15 protein-coding genes are annotated in these 16,402 nt (G+C 37.0%); 13 read left to right on the top strand and 2 right to left on the bottom strand.

Annotated features, from left to right (window positions below):
- Positions 1-23: 23 nt before the first annotated feature.
- The 11 genes from AC3IS5_RS10670 (at position 24) to ald (ending at position 13,108) form a co-directional block, all read left to right on the top strand.
- Positions 24-1,049, top strand: coding sequence for an ABC transporter ATP-binding protein (locus AC3IS5_RS10670; RefSeq protein WP_489424388.1), 1,026 nt, complete (start codon positions 24-26; stop codon positions 1,047-1,049).
- Entirely contained in the window at positions 1,033-2,028 is a 996-nt protein-coding gene (locus tag AC3IS5_RS10675) for an ABC transporter ATP-binding protein (protein ID WP_489424389.1), read from the top strand. The genes AC3IS5_RS10670 and AC3IS5_RS10675 overlap by 17 nt, the downstream gene beginning before the upstream one ends.
- Positions 2,029-2,160: 132 nt before the next feature.
- On the top strand, positions 2,161-3,537 hold the full coding sequence (locus AC3IS5_RS10680) for an aminotransferase family protein (RefSeq protein ID WP_489424390.1): 1,377 nt from the start codon (positions 2,161-2,163) through the stop codon (positions 3,535-3,537).
- 61 nt (positions 3,538-3,598) lie between these two features.
- Positions 3,599-5,020 carry an NAD-dependent succinate-semialdehyde dehydrogenase gene (locus AC3IS5_RS10685; RefSeq protein WP_489424391.1) on the top strand — a complete coding sequence of 474 codons (1,422 nt, stop codon included), beginning with the start codon at positions 3,599-3,601 and terminating at the stop codon, positions 5,018-5,020.
- A gap of 179 nt (positions 5,021-5,199) precedes the next feature.
- On the top strand, positions 5,200-5,856 hold the full coding sequence (locus tag AC3IS5_RS10690; RefSeq protein ID WP_489424392.1) for a GNAT family N-acetyltransferase: 657 nt from the start codon (positions 5,200-5,202) through the stop codon (positions 5,854-5,856).
- A 157-nt stretch (positions 5,857-6,013) separates the two neighbouring features.
- A complete protein-coding gene (locus AC3IS5_RS10695) occupies positions 6,014-6,208 on the top strand; it encodes a hypothetical protein (protein ID WP_489424393.1) in 195 nt (64 codons plus the stop codon).
- A 4-nt stretch (positions 6,209-6,212) separates the two neighbouring features.
- A complete protein-coding gene (locus AC3IS5_RS10700) occupies positions 6,213-7,583 on the top strand; it encodes an APC family permease (RefSeq protein ID WP_489424394.1) in 1,371 nt (456 codons plus the stop codon).
- A gap of 90 nt (positions 7,584-7,673) precedes the next feature.
- Positions 7,674-8,927: an ArgE/DapE family deacylase gene (locus AC3IS5_RS10705; RefSeq protein WP_489424395.1), complete on the top strand. Its 1,254-nt coding sequence runs from the start codon at positions 7,674-7,676 to the stop codon at positions 8,925-8,927.
- A gap of 254 nt (positions 8,928-9,181) precedes the next feature.
- Positions 9,182-10,492 (top strand): aminotransferase family protein, encoded by a 1,311-nt coding sequence (locus tag AC3IS5_RS10710; protein ID WP_489424396.1) that lies wholly within the window; start codon positions 9,182-9,184, stop codon positions 10,490-10,492.
- Positions 10,493-10,514: 22 nt separating this feature from the next.
- Positions 10,515-11,936 carry an aldehyde dehydrogenase family protein gene (locus AC3IS5_RS10715; RefSeq protein WP_489427860.1) on the top strand — a complete coding sequence of 474 codons (1,422 nt, stop codon included), beginning with the start codon at positions 10,515-10,517 and terminating at the stop codon, positions 11,934-11,936.
- A gap of 26 nt (positions 11,937-11,962) precedes the next feature.
- A complete protein-coding gene (gene ald / locus AC3IS5_RS10720; RefSeq protein ID WP_489424397.1) occupies positions 11,963-13,108 on the top strand; it encodes an alanine dehydrogenase in 1,146 nt (381 codons plus the stop codon).
- A 144-nt stretch (positions 13,109-13,252) separates the two neighbouring features.
- Here ald and AC3IS5_RS10725 read toward each other — a convergent pair whose 3' ends face one another.
- Complete coding sequence (locus tag AC3IS5_RS10725) at positions 13,253-13,387, bottom strand: hypothetical protein (RefSeq protein ID WP_489424398.1); 135 nt, start codon at positions 13,385-13,387, stop codon at positions 13,253-13,255.
- A 403-nt stretch (positions 13,388-13,790) separates the two neighbouring features.
- On the opposite strand from AC3IS5_RS10725, the gene AC3IS5_RS10730 reads away from it, so the two are divergent.
- Together AC3IS5_RS10730 and AC3IS5_RS10735 are read left to right on the top strand one after the other, a co-directional pair.
- Positions 13,791-14,759, top strand: coding sequence for an MBL fold metallo-hydrolase (locus tag AC3IS5_RS10730; RefSeq protein WP_489424399.1), 969 nt, complete (start codon positions 13,791-13,793; stop codon positions 14,757-14,759).
- 41 nt (positions 14,760-14,800) lie between these two features.
- Positions 14,801-15,178 carry a hotdog family protein gene (locus AC3IS5_RS10735; RefSeq protein WP_489424400.1) on the top strand — a complete coding sequence of 126 codons (378 nt, stop codon included), beginning with the start codon at positions 14,801-14,803 and terminating at the stop codon, positions 15,176-15,178.
- A 127-nt stretch (positions 15,179-15,305) separates the two neighbouring features.
- Here AC3IS5_RS10735 and AC3IS5_RS10740 read toward each other — a convergent pair whose 3' ends face one another.
- Positions 15,306-16,295 (bottom strand): NADPH:quinone oxidoreductase family protein, encoded by a 990-nt coding sequence (locus AC3IS5_RS10740; RefSeq protein ID WP_489424401.1) that lies wholly within the window; start codon positions 16,293-16,295, stop codon positions 15,306-15,308.
- Positions 16,296-16,402 lie beyond the last annotated feature (107 nt).

The raw sequence follows: 16,402 nt of genomic DNA on the forward strand, positions 1-16,402 counted from the left end.
ATGCAGATGATAGGAGGATTACCATGGGAAATCAACAAAAGCTTCTATTGGAAGTGAAAGAGTTAAAGACTCACTTTCAGACTGAACGTGGACGAGTTACAGCAGTTGATGGTGTTTCTTTTCAGTTGCATGGAGGGGAGATATTGGGGGTTGTAGGTGAATCGGGATGCGGTAAGAGTGTTACATCTCAGTCGATTCTACGACTATTTGACGAAAAGTATACAGCCAAGTATGAAGGGGAAATCATCTTTGAAGGAGAAGACTTGTTGGAGTTTTCAGAATCAAGAATGCAAACAGTAAGAGGAAATGACATTTCTATGATTTTTCAGGATGCAGCGAGCTCACTGAATCCAGTGTACACAATAGGATATCAAATTTCAGAAGCAATCATGTTACATCAGAATGTTACAAAAAAAGAAGCTTATGCAAAGACAATAGAAATGCTTAAATTGACTGGAATTCCAGCACCCGAAAAACGAGTTAAAGAGTATCCACATCAATTATCAGGTGGGATGCAACAACGAGCAATGATTGCCATAGGGCTCGCATGCCAACCTAAAATATTAATTGCTGATGAACCAACAACTGCGTTAGATGTAACCATACAGGCACAGATATTAGAATTAATTATTCAGCTAAATTCTGATATTGGAATGGGTGTCATATTTATAACACATGATTTAGGAGTTGTTGCAGAAATTTGTACTCGTGTTGTAGTAATGTATCTTGGCCAAATAGTTGAAGAAGCAAGTGTTGAAAACTTATTTAATAATCCACTTCATCCTTATACAAAAGGATTGATGAAGTCGGTCCCTCACATTGAAAGTGATAGATCCCAAAAATTACATGTAATTGAGGGGAAGGTACCCTCATTAGATGAGATACCTACTGGATGTCGCTTTTCACCCCGCTGTTTCTATGCAGATGATGTGTGTAAAAAAAACGCACCAGATTTAGTACAGTATCATAACAATCAAAAAGTTAGGTGTTGGCACTCAGAGAAAATTGCCCAAGAAGAGAAGGTGGATTATTATGTCACTCCAAGTTAGTGATGAGAAAACCCCATTGTTAGATGTAAAGAATTTAAAAAAATTTTTCCCCGTACATGGTGTAATCGGGAAGTTGGGTAAAGTAAAGGGAGAGTTGAAGGCGGTTAATGATGTTTCGTTTCAATTATTTGAAGGTGAAACTTATAGTTTAGTGGGAGAATCTGGGTGTGGTAAAAGTACTACAGGTAGGACAATTTTAAGATTGACTGATCCGACGGCTGGTAAGGCTATATACAATAATCAAGACCTCTTTCAGCTGTCAGGAAAAAAGGCGCTTAGAAGAATGCGACAGGAAATTCAAATGGTGTTTCAAGATCCATTTTCATCATTAAATCCGCGGAACCGTATTGGTCAAATACTAGAAGAACCATTAGCTATCCACTCTATTGGAAATAAAAAAGAGCGTACGGAAAAAATGATGGATATTTTAGATAAAGTAGGCATGCAAGCAGATCATTACTATCGGTATCCTCATGAGTTTTCCGGTGGACAAAGACAGCGCATTGGTTTGGCGAGGGCGTTAATTGTCAATCCCAAAATAGTGATTACTGATGAACCTGTATCTGCTCTTGATGTGTCCATCCAATCGCAAATTATTAATTTATTGCAAGAGTTGCAAGAAGAATTTAAATTAACATACCTGTTTATTTCTCATGATATAAGTGTCGTTCGTTATATTTCTGATCGAATAGGTGTGATGTACTTAGGGAAAATTGTTGAGGAAGGACCAAACGAAAGTTTGTTTTCTTCACCTCTTCATCCGTATACCCAAGCCTTGTTATCTGCAGTTCCGCTTCCAAATCCACAGATAAAGAAGAATAGGATTATCTTGAAGGGGGATATACCTTCCCCATTAAATCCCCCAGCGGGATGCGTCTTTCATACTCGATGTCCGTATATGAAAGATATATGCAAAAGTGAAGCACCCTTAAAAAAAGAAGTATCTAAAAGACATTTTATTGCGTGTCATCTATATTGAAAATAATTTTACTTGAGCACTATGGAGCTTTCCGGTTTAACTTTTTACTTCACAGGAAAACTCAAAAAATAATAACTAGTTCATTAGTTTCTATTTTTTAGGAACATAATAATATAAATGGAGGTTTTATCAATGACAACTAAAATTACTCAACAATCAAAAACTGTAGAGTTAGCTGAACTGGACAAAAAGCACTTGCTTCATCCAGCTACAAATCCGAAGGCTCTAATTGACAATGGATCGCCTATTATCTTTGCTAAAGGTAAGGGAGTTACAGTTACAAGTACGGATGATGTGGATTACATCGACGGAATGTCAATGCTTTGGAACGTAAACTTAGGACATGGGAATCAAGAACTTGCAGATGCGGGTAATAGTCAATTATCTACTCTTGCCTATGCATCATCATTTAAAGGATTTTCAAATGAACCAGCCATTCTTCTTGCTGAAAAATTAGCTGAGTTAGCACCAGGAGATTTAAATAGTGTATTCTACACTTCAGGTGGGTCAGAATCAAATGATACAGCAATTAAATTAGCTCGTTTCTACTGGGAGCTTAAAGGAAAATCAGAAAAAAGAAAGATTATTGCGCTAACGAATGCTTACCACGGTGTAACAATAGGAGCGCAAACAGCTACAGGCCTTGCAGCATACCACAAGTTCGCATCATCAAATATAGATGGAGTTGTTCGTGCAACTGCCCACCTACTAAACAGTGAGTTAGGTGATAAGAATGATCCAAACTTTGCAGATTCAATTCTTGGAACAATTGAAAGAGAAGGTGCAGATACGATTGCCGGAATTATTATTGAACCTGTACAAGGTGCGGGCGGAGTTAATATTCCACCAGAAGGTTACTTAGAAGCAGTTCGTAAAATTTGTAACGAGCACAATATCCTTTTCATGGCAGACGAAGTTATTTGTGGATTCGGTCGTACGGGGAAAATGTTTGGTGTAGACAACTGGAATGTTGTGCCTGATATGATGTCAATTGCTAAAGGGATTACGAGTGGTTATTCGCAACTTGGCGGCGTCATGATGAATGATGAAATTAGAGAAACAATTGCTAACTTCGATGCTGTTATACCACATGGTTTCACATATAGTGGCCATCCGACTGCTTGTGCGATTGGTCTGAAAAACATTGAAATACTAGAGCGTGATAATATTATTGACCACGTGAACGAAATGGAAAAAGAACTAAAAATAGGATTAGATTACTTAGCTGAAAAACATAGCATTGTAACAAATTGCAGAGCAATTGGTCTACTAGCTGCATTTGAACTATATGAAGATCCAACAAGTGGAAAACTATTTAATCCAACTGTATTCCCAGCAAATGCGGTAGTTGACGCATGTTTCGATCGTCAATTAATATTAAGAGCGCTTGGAGCCAATAACCAAATTGTAGCAATTGCACCACCGCTTATTATTAACAAAGAAGAAATCGAAAAGATGATTCAAATTATAGACGATTCGATTACTGCTTTTAAAAACACACTCAACTAAACTATTCCTATAAAGTAAGTTGAGTAGTGGGGGATATAATTAAATAATAGGAGGTTTTCTAGTGCTTTATATAAACGGTGAATGGCGAGATACAGGAAATAAATTAGATGTAACCAATCCTGCGACAGGAGAATTAATTGGAACTGTTGCTACAGGTGGAAAAAATGAAACCAAAGAAGCAATCGAAAGTGCGAAGAAAGCATTTGAATTGTGGGGTAAGACAACTGGAAATGAGCGTAGCAACTACTTGTCTAAAGTGGTTCAATTGATGAAAGAAAAATCAAAAGAATTAGCTGAAACAATTACGCTTGAAAATGGTAAACCTTTAGCTGATGCTACTCGTGAAGTAGCTGGTGCAATCGGGTATCTAGAATGGTATTCAGAGGAAGCGAAGAGAATTTATGGGGAAACAATTCCGGCATCTGATTCAAATAAACATTTAATGGTAATTCGTGAACCTGTAGGGGTATGTGCAGCAATTACACCATGGAACTTCCCGTTATCTATGATTACAAGAAAAATCGCACCTGCACTTGCTGCAGGTTGTACCATTGTTTTAAAGCCGGCTGATTTAACTCCTCTTTCATCGATAAAGGTATTCGAATGCTTCCATGAAGCTGGACTTCCAGCTGGAGTTGCAAACCTGGTGATTGGCCTAGCTGAAGAAATTGGGAATGAGATGACGAGTAATCCAGATGTTCGTAAAATTACCTTCACTGGATCAACTCGGGTGGGGAAAAAACTTATCCGTGATTCGTCTGATACAGTGAAGAAAATATCAATGGAGCTCGGAGGACACGCACCTTATATTGTGTTTGAGGATGCAGATATTGACGCCGCAGTTAATGGTATATTATTGTCTAAGTTTATTAACTCAGGTCAAACCTGCATTAGTACAAATCGGATTTACGTAGCAGAAACTGTAGCTGATGAATTTTCAGGGAAGTTAGCTGAAAAAGTATCTAAATTAGTTGTAGGAAATGGATTAGAAGATGGCGTAAATGTCGGTCCATTAATTAATGAAGCAGCTCTCGAAAAAGTGAAAAGTCAAGTAGAGGACGCTGTGAAACACGATGGAAAAGTAATTGCAGGTGGAAATGTATTTACATTAAATAATGGTAGCGGTTACTTCTTTGAACCCACTGTTATTCAATATGCAAGTGATAATATGCAGATTACGACAGAAGAAACATTTGGACCAGTTGCACCAATTTATACGTTTAAGACGGAAGAAGAAGTAGTTGAAAGAGCAAACCATCCTGAATATGGTCTTGCAGCTTATTGTTACACGCAAGACATTGGTCGAGGCTTACGAATGATGCGTGCTTTAGAGTTCGGAATTGTTGGTATTAATGATCCAGCTCCTGTGGTTGTACAAGCTCCGTTTGGTGGCATGAAGGAAAGTGGAATGGGGAAAGAAGGCGGTTGGTACGGCCTTGAGGAGTACTTGGAGAAGAAGTTTGTATCGATCTATATAAAGTAATTTTAAAAAAATTGTTACTAATCTAGGTAACTAAATATATTGTAGTAGACTTATCTACATTCTCCAAAAAACTGACTTTCTCCCATACATAGTTTATAAAGGATGTGGATTAAGTCTACACAATTAATAAAGTAATAAAATTTAATTTCATTTCAATAAAATAAGGGGGAGAATTTATTATGCCACAAGTACATTTAAAAAATAATGGACAAGAAATAGTTGTCCGCAATATTTTAAAAGAAGATCTTGCTGAAGTTGCAGCACTTTCTATGAGGTGTTTTGGACCTGATATGTCATTAAAATATGAGCATTTTGAAAGTCAGATTGAGTTGTTTCCTGAAGGTCAAATTTGTCTAGAATATAACGGTGAAATTGTAGGAACCGCTTTAAGTCTAATTGTAAATTTTGAAGATTACGGAGATAGTCACTCATATTTTGAAATCTGTGATTTAGGATTTATTCGAAATCATAACCCTAATGGTAGAAATCTATATGGTATTGAAGTTGGGGTACACGAAGATTTTAGAGGGTTACAATTGGGGCGTCATCTGTATGATGGTCGAAGAAGAATATGTGAAAAACTTAACTTAGAAAGTATCTTAGTAGGTGGTCGTATACCTTTTTACTATAAATATGCTGAGCAGATGAGTGCAGATGAGTATGCAGTAGATGTAATGAAAGGAAAAATATATGATCCTGTATTAACATTCCAAATGAAAAACGGATACGCATTAAATAAAGTAATGCCAGGCTATTTACCTGGGGATGTTGAGTCATTAGAATATGCGACACTTTTGGAATGGAAAAATCCAGATTACAAGCTAAAATTAGTATGAGTCTTATGTCAGTTATGTTCGACTATTCTAATAGGCGAACAGTGGATGCCCATTGTTTATTGCGGGTATTCAACTCCTTTAACAATGTAAGCGCTTTCAGTCATCTGTTATAAGAGTTCCATTAGAAGTGAATCTTAGGTAAAAAGAGGAGTTATTAATGGTTATCGCCGATAAAGTTATTTCGAGTGAAGCAGTTTTTACAGGTTTAGAAAATGAAGCAAAGCCAGCTGCTCTTGCAATTAAAGGAAACAAAATCATTGCGGTAGATTTAATAGAAGAAATAAAAGCATTCATAGGCCTAGACATGAAGGAATTTCATTATGAAAACCAACTCATTATCCTAGGGGGATAGATAAATGACAGAGAAAACTACGCTCAAAAGATCATTAGGTGTTTGGGCAATTGTTGCACTGGGATTAGGATACATGACGCCTACAGTGATCTTTGACACGTTTGGAATTGTATCAAAATTAACAAATGGTGTAGTACCAATGGCGTATCTTGTCGCCTTGTTAGTAATGGTATTGACGGCGATTAGTTACGGAAAGATGGTACAAGTATTTCCGGTTGCTGGTTCAGCATATACATACACCCGGGAAACAATGGGGCCTCACCTAGGATTCCTCGTCGGATGGACATCATTATTAGATTATTTATTATTGCCTTTAGTTAATGCTTTAATTATTAGGATATATATGGAATCTCTGTTTCCGAATGTACCTGTTTGGATTTGGGTTTTTGCTTATGTCATTGTAGTTACTGCAATTAATGCTTATAGTATGGAATCAACATCCAGCTTAAACTTTATACTCGTTGTTTTCACGATTTGTTTAATAGGTATCTTCATAATACTTGCTTCTATACAACTTTATAACGGTATGGGAGATGGTACTTTATTCACGATTAATCCACTATCGCATGAAAATGTGAAGTTAATAACCGTCTTAACCGGGGCAACAGTAGTAGCTTTCTCGTTTATCGGTTTTGATGCAATAACAATGTACACGGAAGAAGCAAAGGATACATCAACAGTTCCTAGAGCAATCCTTCTAACAGTTTTAATCGGTGGAGCTATTTTCTTTATTGCTTCTTACTATACACAAGCTTTATTCCCGGATGTTTCTGTTTTCAAAAATGTAGATGATACATTGCCGGAAATTGGTTTATACGTGGGAGGGAAGTTTTTCCAACTATTTTTCATTGCAGGAGCTTTCGCAGCTACTGTAGCTTCAGGACTTGCATCTCATGCAAGTGCATCTCGTTTACTGTTTGTTATGGGCAGAAATGGTGTACTTCCTAAAAAAACTTTCGGATACTTACACCCTAAATTTAGAACGCCTGTTTTTACGATTGTTTTGACGGGAATCGTATCATTATTTGCAGTAGGACCAAATTTAGAATTAATTGCTTCAGTCATTAACTTTGGGTCATTAATTGCATTCACATTCGTTAACCTATCTGTTATTGTTCATTTCTATATTCGTCAGAAAAGAAGATCAGGTAGCGAAACGTTTAAGTACTTAATTATGCCTTCTTTAGGAGCATTAGCTACCGGAGTTCTTTGGTATCATCTACACGCTGATGCATTTATAGGCGGAATCGTTTGGCTTATAGTCGGAATCATTTATATGCTATTTATAACAAGATTATTTAAAAAAGAACTTGGAAGCATGGACTCTATTGATGACTTGGAGTCATTGGATAAAGAGATTTTTAATGTAGGTTAAGGTTTTGAAATAACTATTTAGAGGATGAGAATCTCTTAGATAATCTCCCTCTTTTTAGTGAAACAAGAAGTAAATAAAGGAGTGATTGCTTTGAAAGAAAAAATTCGACTGTATATAGAAGAAAATAAAGAAGAATTATTTAGAATAATTCAAGACGTCGTACGTATAAAAAGCGTTGTTGGCAATGAACAAGAGATGCAATTATACATGAAGAAAAAATATGAAGAACTTAACTTGACTACGCATGAGATTGAACCAAAATATGAGAAAGTTTCAGCTCATGAAGCGTTTATTGATTCAGGTATTCCGTTTGAAGACCGAAAAAATATTATTGGAATATATAAAGGTGTCTCAAATGGTAAGTCTTTAACTATTCATGGGCATGTGGATGTTGTTTCTCCAGAACCAAATTCAAACTGGACGATAGAACCATGGAGTGGAGATATTATTGGAAACAAGTTATACGGTCGAGGTTCTGCCGATATGAAAGCAGGACTTATTTCAAATTGGTTCGCATTGAAAACATTAATTGATTTAGGTTATCCAATTGCTGGAGATGTTCAACTACATTCAGTAATAGAAGAAGAAGCTGGTGGTGGAGGTGGAGCTTTAGCATGTTTGGAGGAAGGCTTCGTAACGGATGGGTACATTTCGACAGAGCCACATAATTTGAATATGACAATAAGTCATGGGGGTATTATGTATTTCCGAGTGTACGTAAAGGGAAGAACAGCACATGCTGGTTTAGCGCATGAAGGCATAAATGCTATTTCAAAAATGATGAAAATCCTTAGTGCGCTGGATGAATTAAGTGAATGGCGTGCTAAAAATGTTAAGTTTGATTTATTTGAAAAGGGATCTGGACAGTCCGTTCACTTAAACTTAGGTGTACTAAAAGCTGGGGACTGGGTATCGACAGTTCCTGGGGAAGCGATCCTCGAAGGAAGAATTGGTTTTATCCCAGGGGAAACTCGCGAAGAAATTAAGCAACTAGTACAAGACACGATTATGAAATCGGTCTTAGGCGATGAGTGGATGGATAAAAATCCGCCTGTTATAGAGTGGTTTGGATGGTCAACGGAACCATGGCACCAAGATCCTGAGAACCCTTTTGTAAAATTATTCATCGAAAATGCAGAAGATGTCATGGGACATAAAGTAAATACGGTTGGAAGAGCTTCAGGAAATGATGCACGATTTACTCAGTATTACGGAAAACAAGGATTGTGCTTTGGGCCAATTGGAGAAAATATGCATGGACCAGATGAATGTGTTCATTTAGATAGCGTAGTAGAAGTAACTAATGTTTTGGCAAATTATATTATTAAGTGGAGCGAGAGTTAATCATCGTAATTTTTGAAAATTTCCATTTTAAACTAATATAGTGTCGCTCATAATGCTTCCATCTGGGTAGCTGATTAAAAGAAAAGACTCAAGTTTAATGAATAAACGAAATAATTTAAATGATCAAAATTAATTAAAAATTAAACCGATTAATTTCCGAGATGTAAGTAAATTACATTTTAGTAGTTGGAATGCTTATTGCTTAGTTAATTGAGTGTATTGTTTAAAACATTTAAAAGAGAGGATGTATTTTTATGAAAAGAAATTATTCTATTGAAGAACTTAAAGTGTTAGACCAAAAGCATTTTCTACACCCTACTTCACCAGTAAAGACGGAAAATGGACCGGCATTTATTTTTACAGAAGGAGAAGGTGTCTATCTGTATGATATTACAGGTAAAAAAGTTATTGATGGTATGTCTTCACTTTGGAATGTGAATATCGGCCATGGTAGAACAGAACTTGGTGAAGTAGCGAAGGAACAAATGAATAAATTAGCCTTCAGTTCTTGTTTCGCAACGTTTAGTAATGAGCCTGCCATTCTATTAGCAAAAAAGTTAGCAGAATTAGCACCTGGTGATTTAAATACTACATTTTTTACGTCTGGTGGTTCCGAATCCAATGATAGCGCCTATAAATTGGCTCGTCATTATTGGATATTAAAAGGGGTAACTTCTCGGAAGAAAATTATCTCAAGATCGAAATCTTATCACGGGGTGGCAATTGGTGCTACAAGTGCGACGGGTTTAAAAGCATTTCGTGATTTTACAAATTCTAATGCACCGGATTTTCTATTCGTAGATCATTTCTCCATACAGGCTTTACGTGATTTGATTGAAACTGAAGGTCCCGAAACAATAGCTGCTTTCATCACTGAGCCAGTACAAGGTGCGGGGGGGGTGCATATTGCACCGGATAATTATTTCAAAGAAATTCGTGAAATTTGCAATGAGTACGGTATTTTGATGATAACTGATGAAGTTATTACAGGGTTTGGTAGAACAGGTAAGTTTTTTGCGATGGAACATTTTAATGTGGTACCAGATATCATGTGCTTTGCAAAAGGTGTTACTAGTGGATATGCACAATTAGGTGGTGTAATGATCTCAGAGAAAATACACAAAGAATTTTCTGAGTTATCAGAAGGAACGATATTGCATGGATACACTTATAGTGGTCATCCAATGGCCTGTGCAGTTGGGTTGAGAAACATTGAAATTATAGAAAAAGATAATTTAGTAGCAAATTCAGAGATTCGTGGTCAAGAGCTATTAGCAGGGTTAAAAGTATTACAAGCGAAGTATCCATTTATTGTAGATGCAAGAGGTTTAGGTTTAATGGCAGGTATAGAAATCTCTAATGAAGGAAGACTACTCGCTCCGCAAATAGTGACAGAGGCAGCAAAGCTGGGATTAATATGTCGTTCTGTTGTACTAGATGCTCAAGATATTGTTGTATTTTCACCACCATTATCAATAAGCCAAAAGGAGTTAAGAGATTTATTAGATATTCTAGAAAAAGCGATTCAAGAAGTAGAGAATCAGGTATTGGCAAATAAGTTGTAATACGAAATGTGAGGTAATTATGATGAAGAAAAATTTATTTATCAATGGGGATTGGGTGGAGGCAGCAGAGTATACAGAATTACGCTCTCCATATAGTGGCGAAGTCATTGCAGAAATACCGAAGGCAAATGTCGAGGAAGTAGAAGCAGCTTTAGTAGCTGCCGATGCTGCACGTAAAACGATGGCGATTATGCCTTTGTATAAGCGTGCGATTATTCTTGAAAAATTATCTTCTTTATTAGAAGCACGTGCTGAAGAAGCAGCAGAGCTAATAGCACTAGAAGCAGCCAAGCCTATTTCAACCGCAAAAGTTGAAGTTCAGCGTACAATTCAAACGTATAAATTTGCTGCTGAAGAAGCAAAGCGAATACACGGAGAAACAATTCCTGTGGATGCTGCCCCAGGTGGAGAAGGGCGCATTGCCTATACGGTTCGTGAACCATTAGGCGTCGTGGCAGCTATTACACCTTTTAATTTCCCAATGAATTTAGTAGCGCATAAAGTAGGGCCAGCAATAGCATCTGGTAACACGGTTGTATTAAAACCTGCAAGTCAAACACCATTAACCTCCTATTTTATTGGTGAATTATTAGCAGAGGCAGGATTACCGAAGGGTGCGTTAAATATCGTTACAGGTGCAGGTTCCTTAGTTGGCAACAAATTAGTCACGGATAATCGCGTGAAAAAGATTTCTTTTACAGGTAGCCCCGCTGTAGGTATTGGCATACGCAATCAGGCAGGCCTAAAGAAAGTAACGCTTGAATTGGGTTCTAATGCGGCCGTTATTATCGATGAAAATGTTAATATTGATAAATTAATTCCACGTGTCGTATCCGGAGCATTTGGATTCCAAGGGCAGGTATGTATTTCAGTTCAACGAATCTATGTTCACGAAAAAATGTACGATTTGTTTTTAGAAAAATTTGTAGCAGCTACAAAAGAGTTGAAGCTCGGTGATCCACTAGATCCTACAACAGATGTTTCAGCCTTAATCAGTCCACAAGATGTAAAACGGACATTAAGTTGGATTGAAGAAGCAAAAGGGCAAGGGGCAATTATTGCAACTGGTGGAGAATCTGAAGGGAATATCTTACAACCTACCGTACTATTAAATGTAAAATCGGAGCAGAAGGTTTCCTGTCAGGAGGTATTCGCACCAATCGTATCTATTATGAAGTTCACATCTATTCAAGAAGCATTTGATCAAGTAAATGACTCCAGATATGGTTTGCAAGCTGGTGTTTATACAGATAATATCCATGTTGCTTTACAGGCAACGCAAAAACTCCATGTAGGTGGTGTCATTATAAATGATATTCCTACATTCCGTTTAGATCATCTACCATATGGTGGCGTGAAGGAAAGTGGTATGGGAAGAGAAGGCCTGAAGTATGCAATTGAGGAAATGACAGAAATGAAACTTGTAGTAATAAATCAAAACTAATGAAAAAATAGGTAGGAGGAAAAATAATGAAAATTGGTGTACCTAAAGAAATAAAAAATAATGAAAATCGAGTAGGAATTACTCCAGCAGGTGTTGTGTCTTACAAAAAAGGTGGTCATGAAGTAATAATTGAATCGAGTGCAGGGGTAGGTAGTGGATTTACAGACCAAGATTATTTAGATGTAGGCGCTCAAATTACTAAATCAACTAAGGAAGCTTGGGACGTTGATATGGTGATTAAAGTGAAGGAGCCTATTCAGGAGGAATACAAATATTTTAAAGAGAATCTAATTCTCTACACATACCTACATTTAGCTCCAGAGCCAGAATTAACGAAAGCTTTGCTTGAAAGTAAAGTTACCGGAATTGCTTATGAAACAATTCAATTAGATACAGGTGCATTACCGTTGTTAACTCCAATGAGTGAAGTTGCAGGACGAATGTCTGTACAAATTGGTGCACAGTTTTTAGAAAATTCCAAAGGAGGCAAAGGAGTTCTCTTAGGTGGTATTCCTGGTGTTGGACCTGGAAATGTAGTGATTGTAGGTGCTGGAGTTGTCGGAACGAATGCTGCGAAAATGGCAGTAGGATTAGGTGCAAACGTAACAATTTTAGACGTTAATATTACACGCTTAAGTCAATTAGATGATATGTTCCAAGGACGTGTTCGTACACTTGCATCAAATGCCTACAATATCGCTGAAGCAGTGAAAACAGCAGATTTGTTAATTGGTGCTGTGCTAATTCCAGGTTCACGTGCACCACAATTAGTTTCAAAAGAAATGGTTCAAACGATGCAAGAGGGGTCTGTTGTAGTTGATGTAGCGGTAGATCAAGGGGGTTCTATTGAAACAATTGATCGAATTACTACTCATAGTAATCCGACTTATGAAGTATACGGTGTTGTGCATTACGCAGTTGCGAATATGCCAGGTGCTGTCGCGCGTACCTCAACAATGGGCTTGTCAAATGTAACTGTTCCATACGGTTTGCAAATAGCTAATAAAGGCTATCGCCAAGCTGCTTTAGATAATCCTGTTTTAGCGAAGGGGATTAACGTAGTAAATGGTAAAATCGTATATAAAGCGGTAGCTGATGCACATGGATTACCATATACGGATCTTCAAGCAGAATTAGCAGCAGATTCAACTCCGACGTTAGCAGTTAAATAGAATAAGTGATATTTAAATAAAGAGCTAGCTGTAAGTCAGTGAAGAAAACTCATTTGCAATGATAAATTGCAAATGAGTTTTTTAAGGGAGACTGTTGCCTCCCTCTGTATAAATTTAAAAGTAGTATCCTAAGCAGATATTACTTTACCTATCACGACCGCGGTCAATTCTTGTCCGAAGACTGCTACCGCCGTCATTCTCCCAGCGATCAATGTCCAAATAATCATCTTCCCAGACTTCAGGTATTCCTCCGCCACCTGAAGGGGTTCCAGTTCCCATTACTGAAATACTCACAATATCAACAATGTCATTTTATACATCATCCTTTTTTAAATATTTCATACCAATATCTATATTATGTAATGTGTATTGATTTAGTTCATTGCCCATACCAAAAAATGTATTGACCAATCCTTTATAGAATATCTATTTTAGATAATTCATCTCCTTAAACTAACGAGGAGTGCGTTGATCCAAGTAGAATAAGCGATTTGCATGTCTGTATTAAAGAGGTATTTTTGAAAGTATATCGAAGTAGTAAAGATGGAAAAATTGTGAAACTAATTTGGTATTTGATATTGATGTAAATTAGAAGTTTGTGGATTATTGTACTGCATAAAATTCAAATGAATGAACGCTCAATCAGGTTCTTTTAGTTCACAAGATTTAGGAGGAATAACTAATGGGGCAATCTAGTATTATTTTCTTTGAAAGAAAATTTCCGAGTGCAAACATGATTCTTATTAAGGATCAGCTACCAATCCTAATTGATACTGGTTTTGGGAGTGATGTGAAGGAGACAGAGGAATTAATTAAAGAAGTAGGCGTATCACCAGAAGATTTACACCTTATTGTGAATACGCACTATCATAGTGATCATGTAGGAGGCAATTTTCATCTCCAACAAAAGTATGGTGTTAAGATTGCTGCTCATAAATGGGACGCCGATTTAATTAATTCTTGTGACCCTGAATCTTGTAGTGCAGAATGGTTAGATCAGCCTGTAGAACCTTATCGAGTTGATACAAAGCTCTCGGAAAATGATGAGATTCATACAGGAAGTAGAATTTTGAAAGTCTTACACACACCAGGACATACGTTAGGGCATATTTCTTTATATGAACCTAAAGATGAGATATTAATATGTGGGGATCTCTTTCATAAAAATGATATTGGTTGGTTAAATATTTTTCGAGAGGGTGTCTCGTCTATCCAACGATCACTTGAAAGTTTGGATCAGTTATCCGCCCTCCGTATTCAACATGCATATTCAGGACATGGATCTGAAATAGAGAATCCTAAGACTTCTATCGATGCTGCAAGGGAACGATTTGAAAAGTGGCTCAAGACGCCAGAAAAAATTGCATGGCATGCCTGCAAAAGGATTTTTTCATTCACATTAATCATTAAAAACGGTTTGGCAAAAGAAGAAATCAGAAACTACCTACTCAAGTGTGGTTGGTTCCAAGATTTTGCACGCTACTCTTTCCAGCTTCAGCCAGAAGAATTTATCCAAGTCCTGATCGATGAAATGATTCGTTCCGGAGCAGCGAGCTGGCATAATAATTATTTAATCGCTACCACTCCATACAAAGCACCACTAAAGAAATGGATGGACAAGAACATTAAACCGAAAGAATGGAAACTTTAGGGCTTTAGAGTTTTCACAATTAATTAAAAGGGGAGATTTGTATGCCATTAAAAGTAGGAGATATCATTACGTTTGAACGGACTTTTACAGTAAGGGATGTTGAATTATTTACAGAAATTTCAGGTGATGAAGGGATTCATCATAGAACACCAGATGAACAGGGAAGACTTGTTATTCAAGGGTTATTAACGGCAACTCTGCCTACAAAAGTAGGTGGAGATCATAACGTCATGGCTCGCAATATGAATTTCGAATTTTCAAGACCTGTGTTTACGGGGGATACAATTATTTGTGAAGTGAAAATTGAAAAATACGAAGCGCAAGCAAATAATAGAACAGCTATTATCGCATCCTTTTTATGTAAAAATCAAAACGAAAAAGAAGTATTAAAAGGGGAATTCTCAGGTGTAATACTATAAGTTATTTAAACTCTTTTCAACAAACAAAGCCTTCGAGTTCAATTAAATACATTACAAAAAATTCATTGGGTAGTATAGGGACTGACTTCTGTCTTAAGTACAGAGGTCAGTCCCTACCACATTTTTATTATAATTTCACAAGTGTTCTACCTTTTGCTTGCCCCTTAAGAAGGGTAGGGAGAACTTCCGGAAGTTGTTGTAGTGTCACTTCTTGTTGTATGAATTTTTCTAGGTTTTCTGGTTTGAAATCTGTTGCTAAACGATCCCATACTTTCAAACGTGTTTCCATAGGACAATATACAGAATCAATTCCAAGTAAATTTATTCCTCTTAAAATAAATGGAAAGACGGTTGTCGGAAGTTTTGTCCCTGCTGTTAATCCACTTACCGCAACTGAACCGCCGTATTGAATTTGGCTTAATAAAGATGCCAGAGGTTCACCACCAACTGGATCGACGGCAGCAGCCCATTTTTGTTTGCCTAATGCTCTGATTTTCCCATCAAATACCTCGTCACGAGAAACAATTGAGGTGGCCCCAAGGCTTCTCAAAAACTCTTGTTCAGATTCTTTACCTGTACTTGCCTCAACTTGATAACCGAGAGTTGATAGAATAGAAACAGCAAAGCTACCAACACCTCCAGTTGCACCTGTTACAAGTACCTTACCCTTTTCTGGAGATACACTATTTTCTTCTAATCTCAACACGGACAATGCCGCAGTAAAACCAGCTGTTCCAATAATCATTGCTTCTTTTAACGTAAGACCTTTTGGAAGTGGAACAATCCAATTAGCTGGAATGCGCGCATACTCACTATAACCACCGAAATGGGAGACACCAATGTCATAGCTAGTCGCAAGAACCTCGTCACCTTCTTGAAAGCGAGGATCATTAGACGAAACTACAATACCAGCTAAATCAATTCCAGGGACAAATGGATATGTATTAACGATGTTGCCGTTTGGAATAGTCGCCAAACTATCTTTATAGTTGATCGATGAATATGATACTTTAATTAACACATCACCATCGGGTAGATCATTTAGAGTTAGCTCATTAACTTTTACCGTAAAATCATCCTCTTTATTTACTACCAATGCTTTAAATCTATCTATCATTAGAACCACCCCTTTATTATACTTCGACTATAGAATAACAAAATTATTCTGACCGGTCAAAATAATTTTAAGGTGTTTAAATTAATGTATAATTGGTATATTAAGTC

The sequence above is a fragment of the Viridibacillus sp. KH_047 genome (assembly GCF_057838945.1).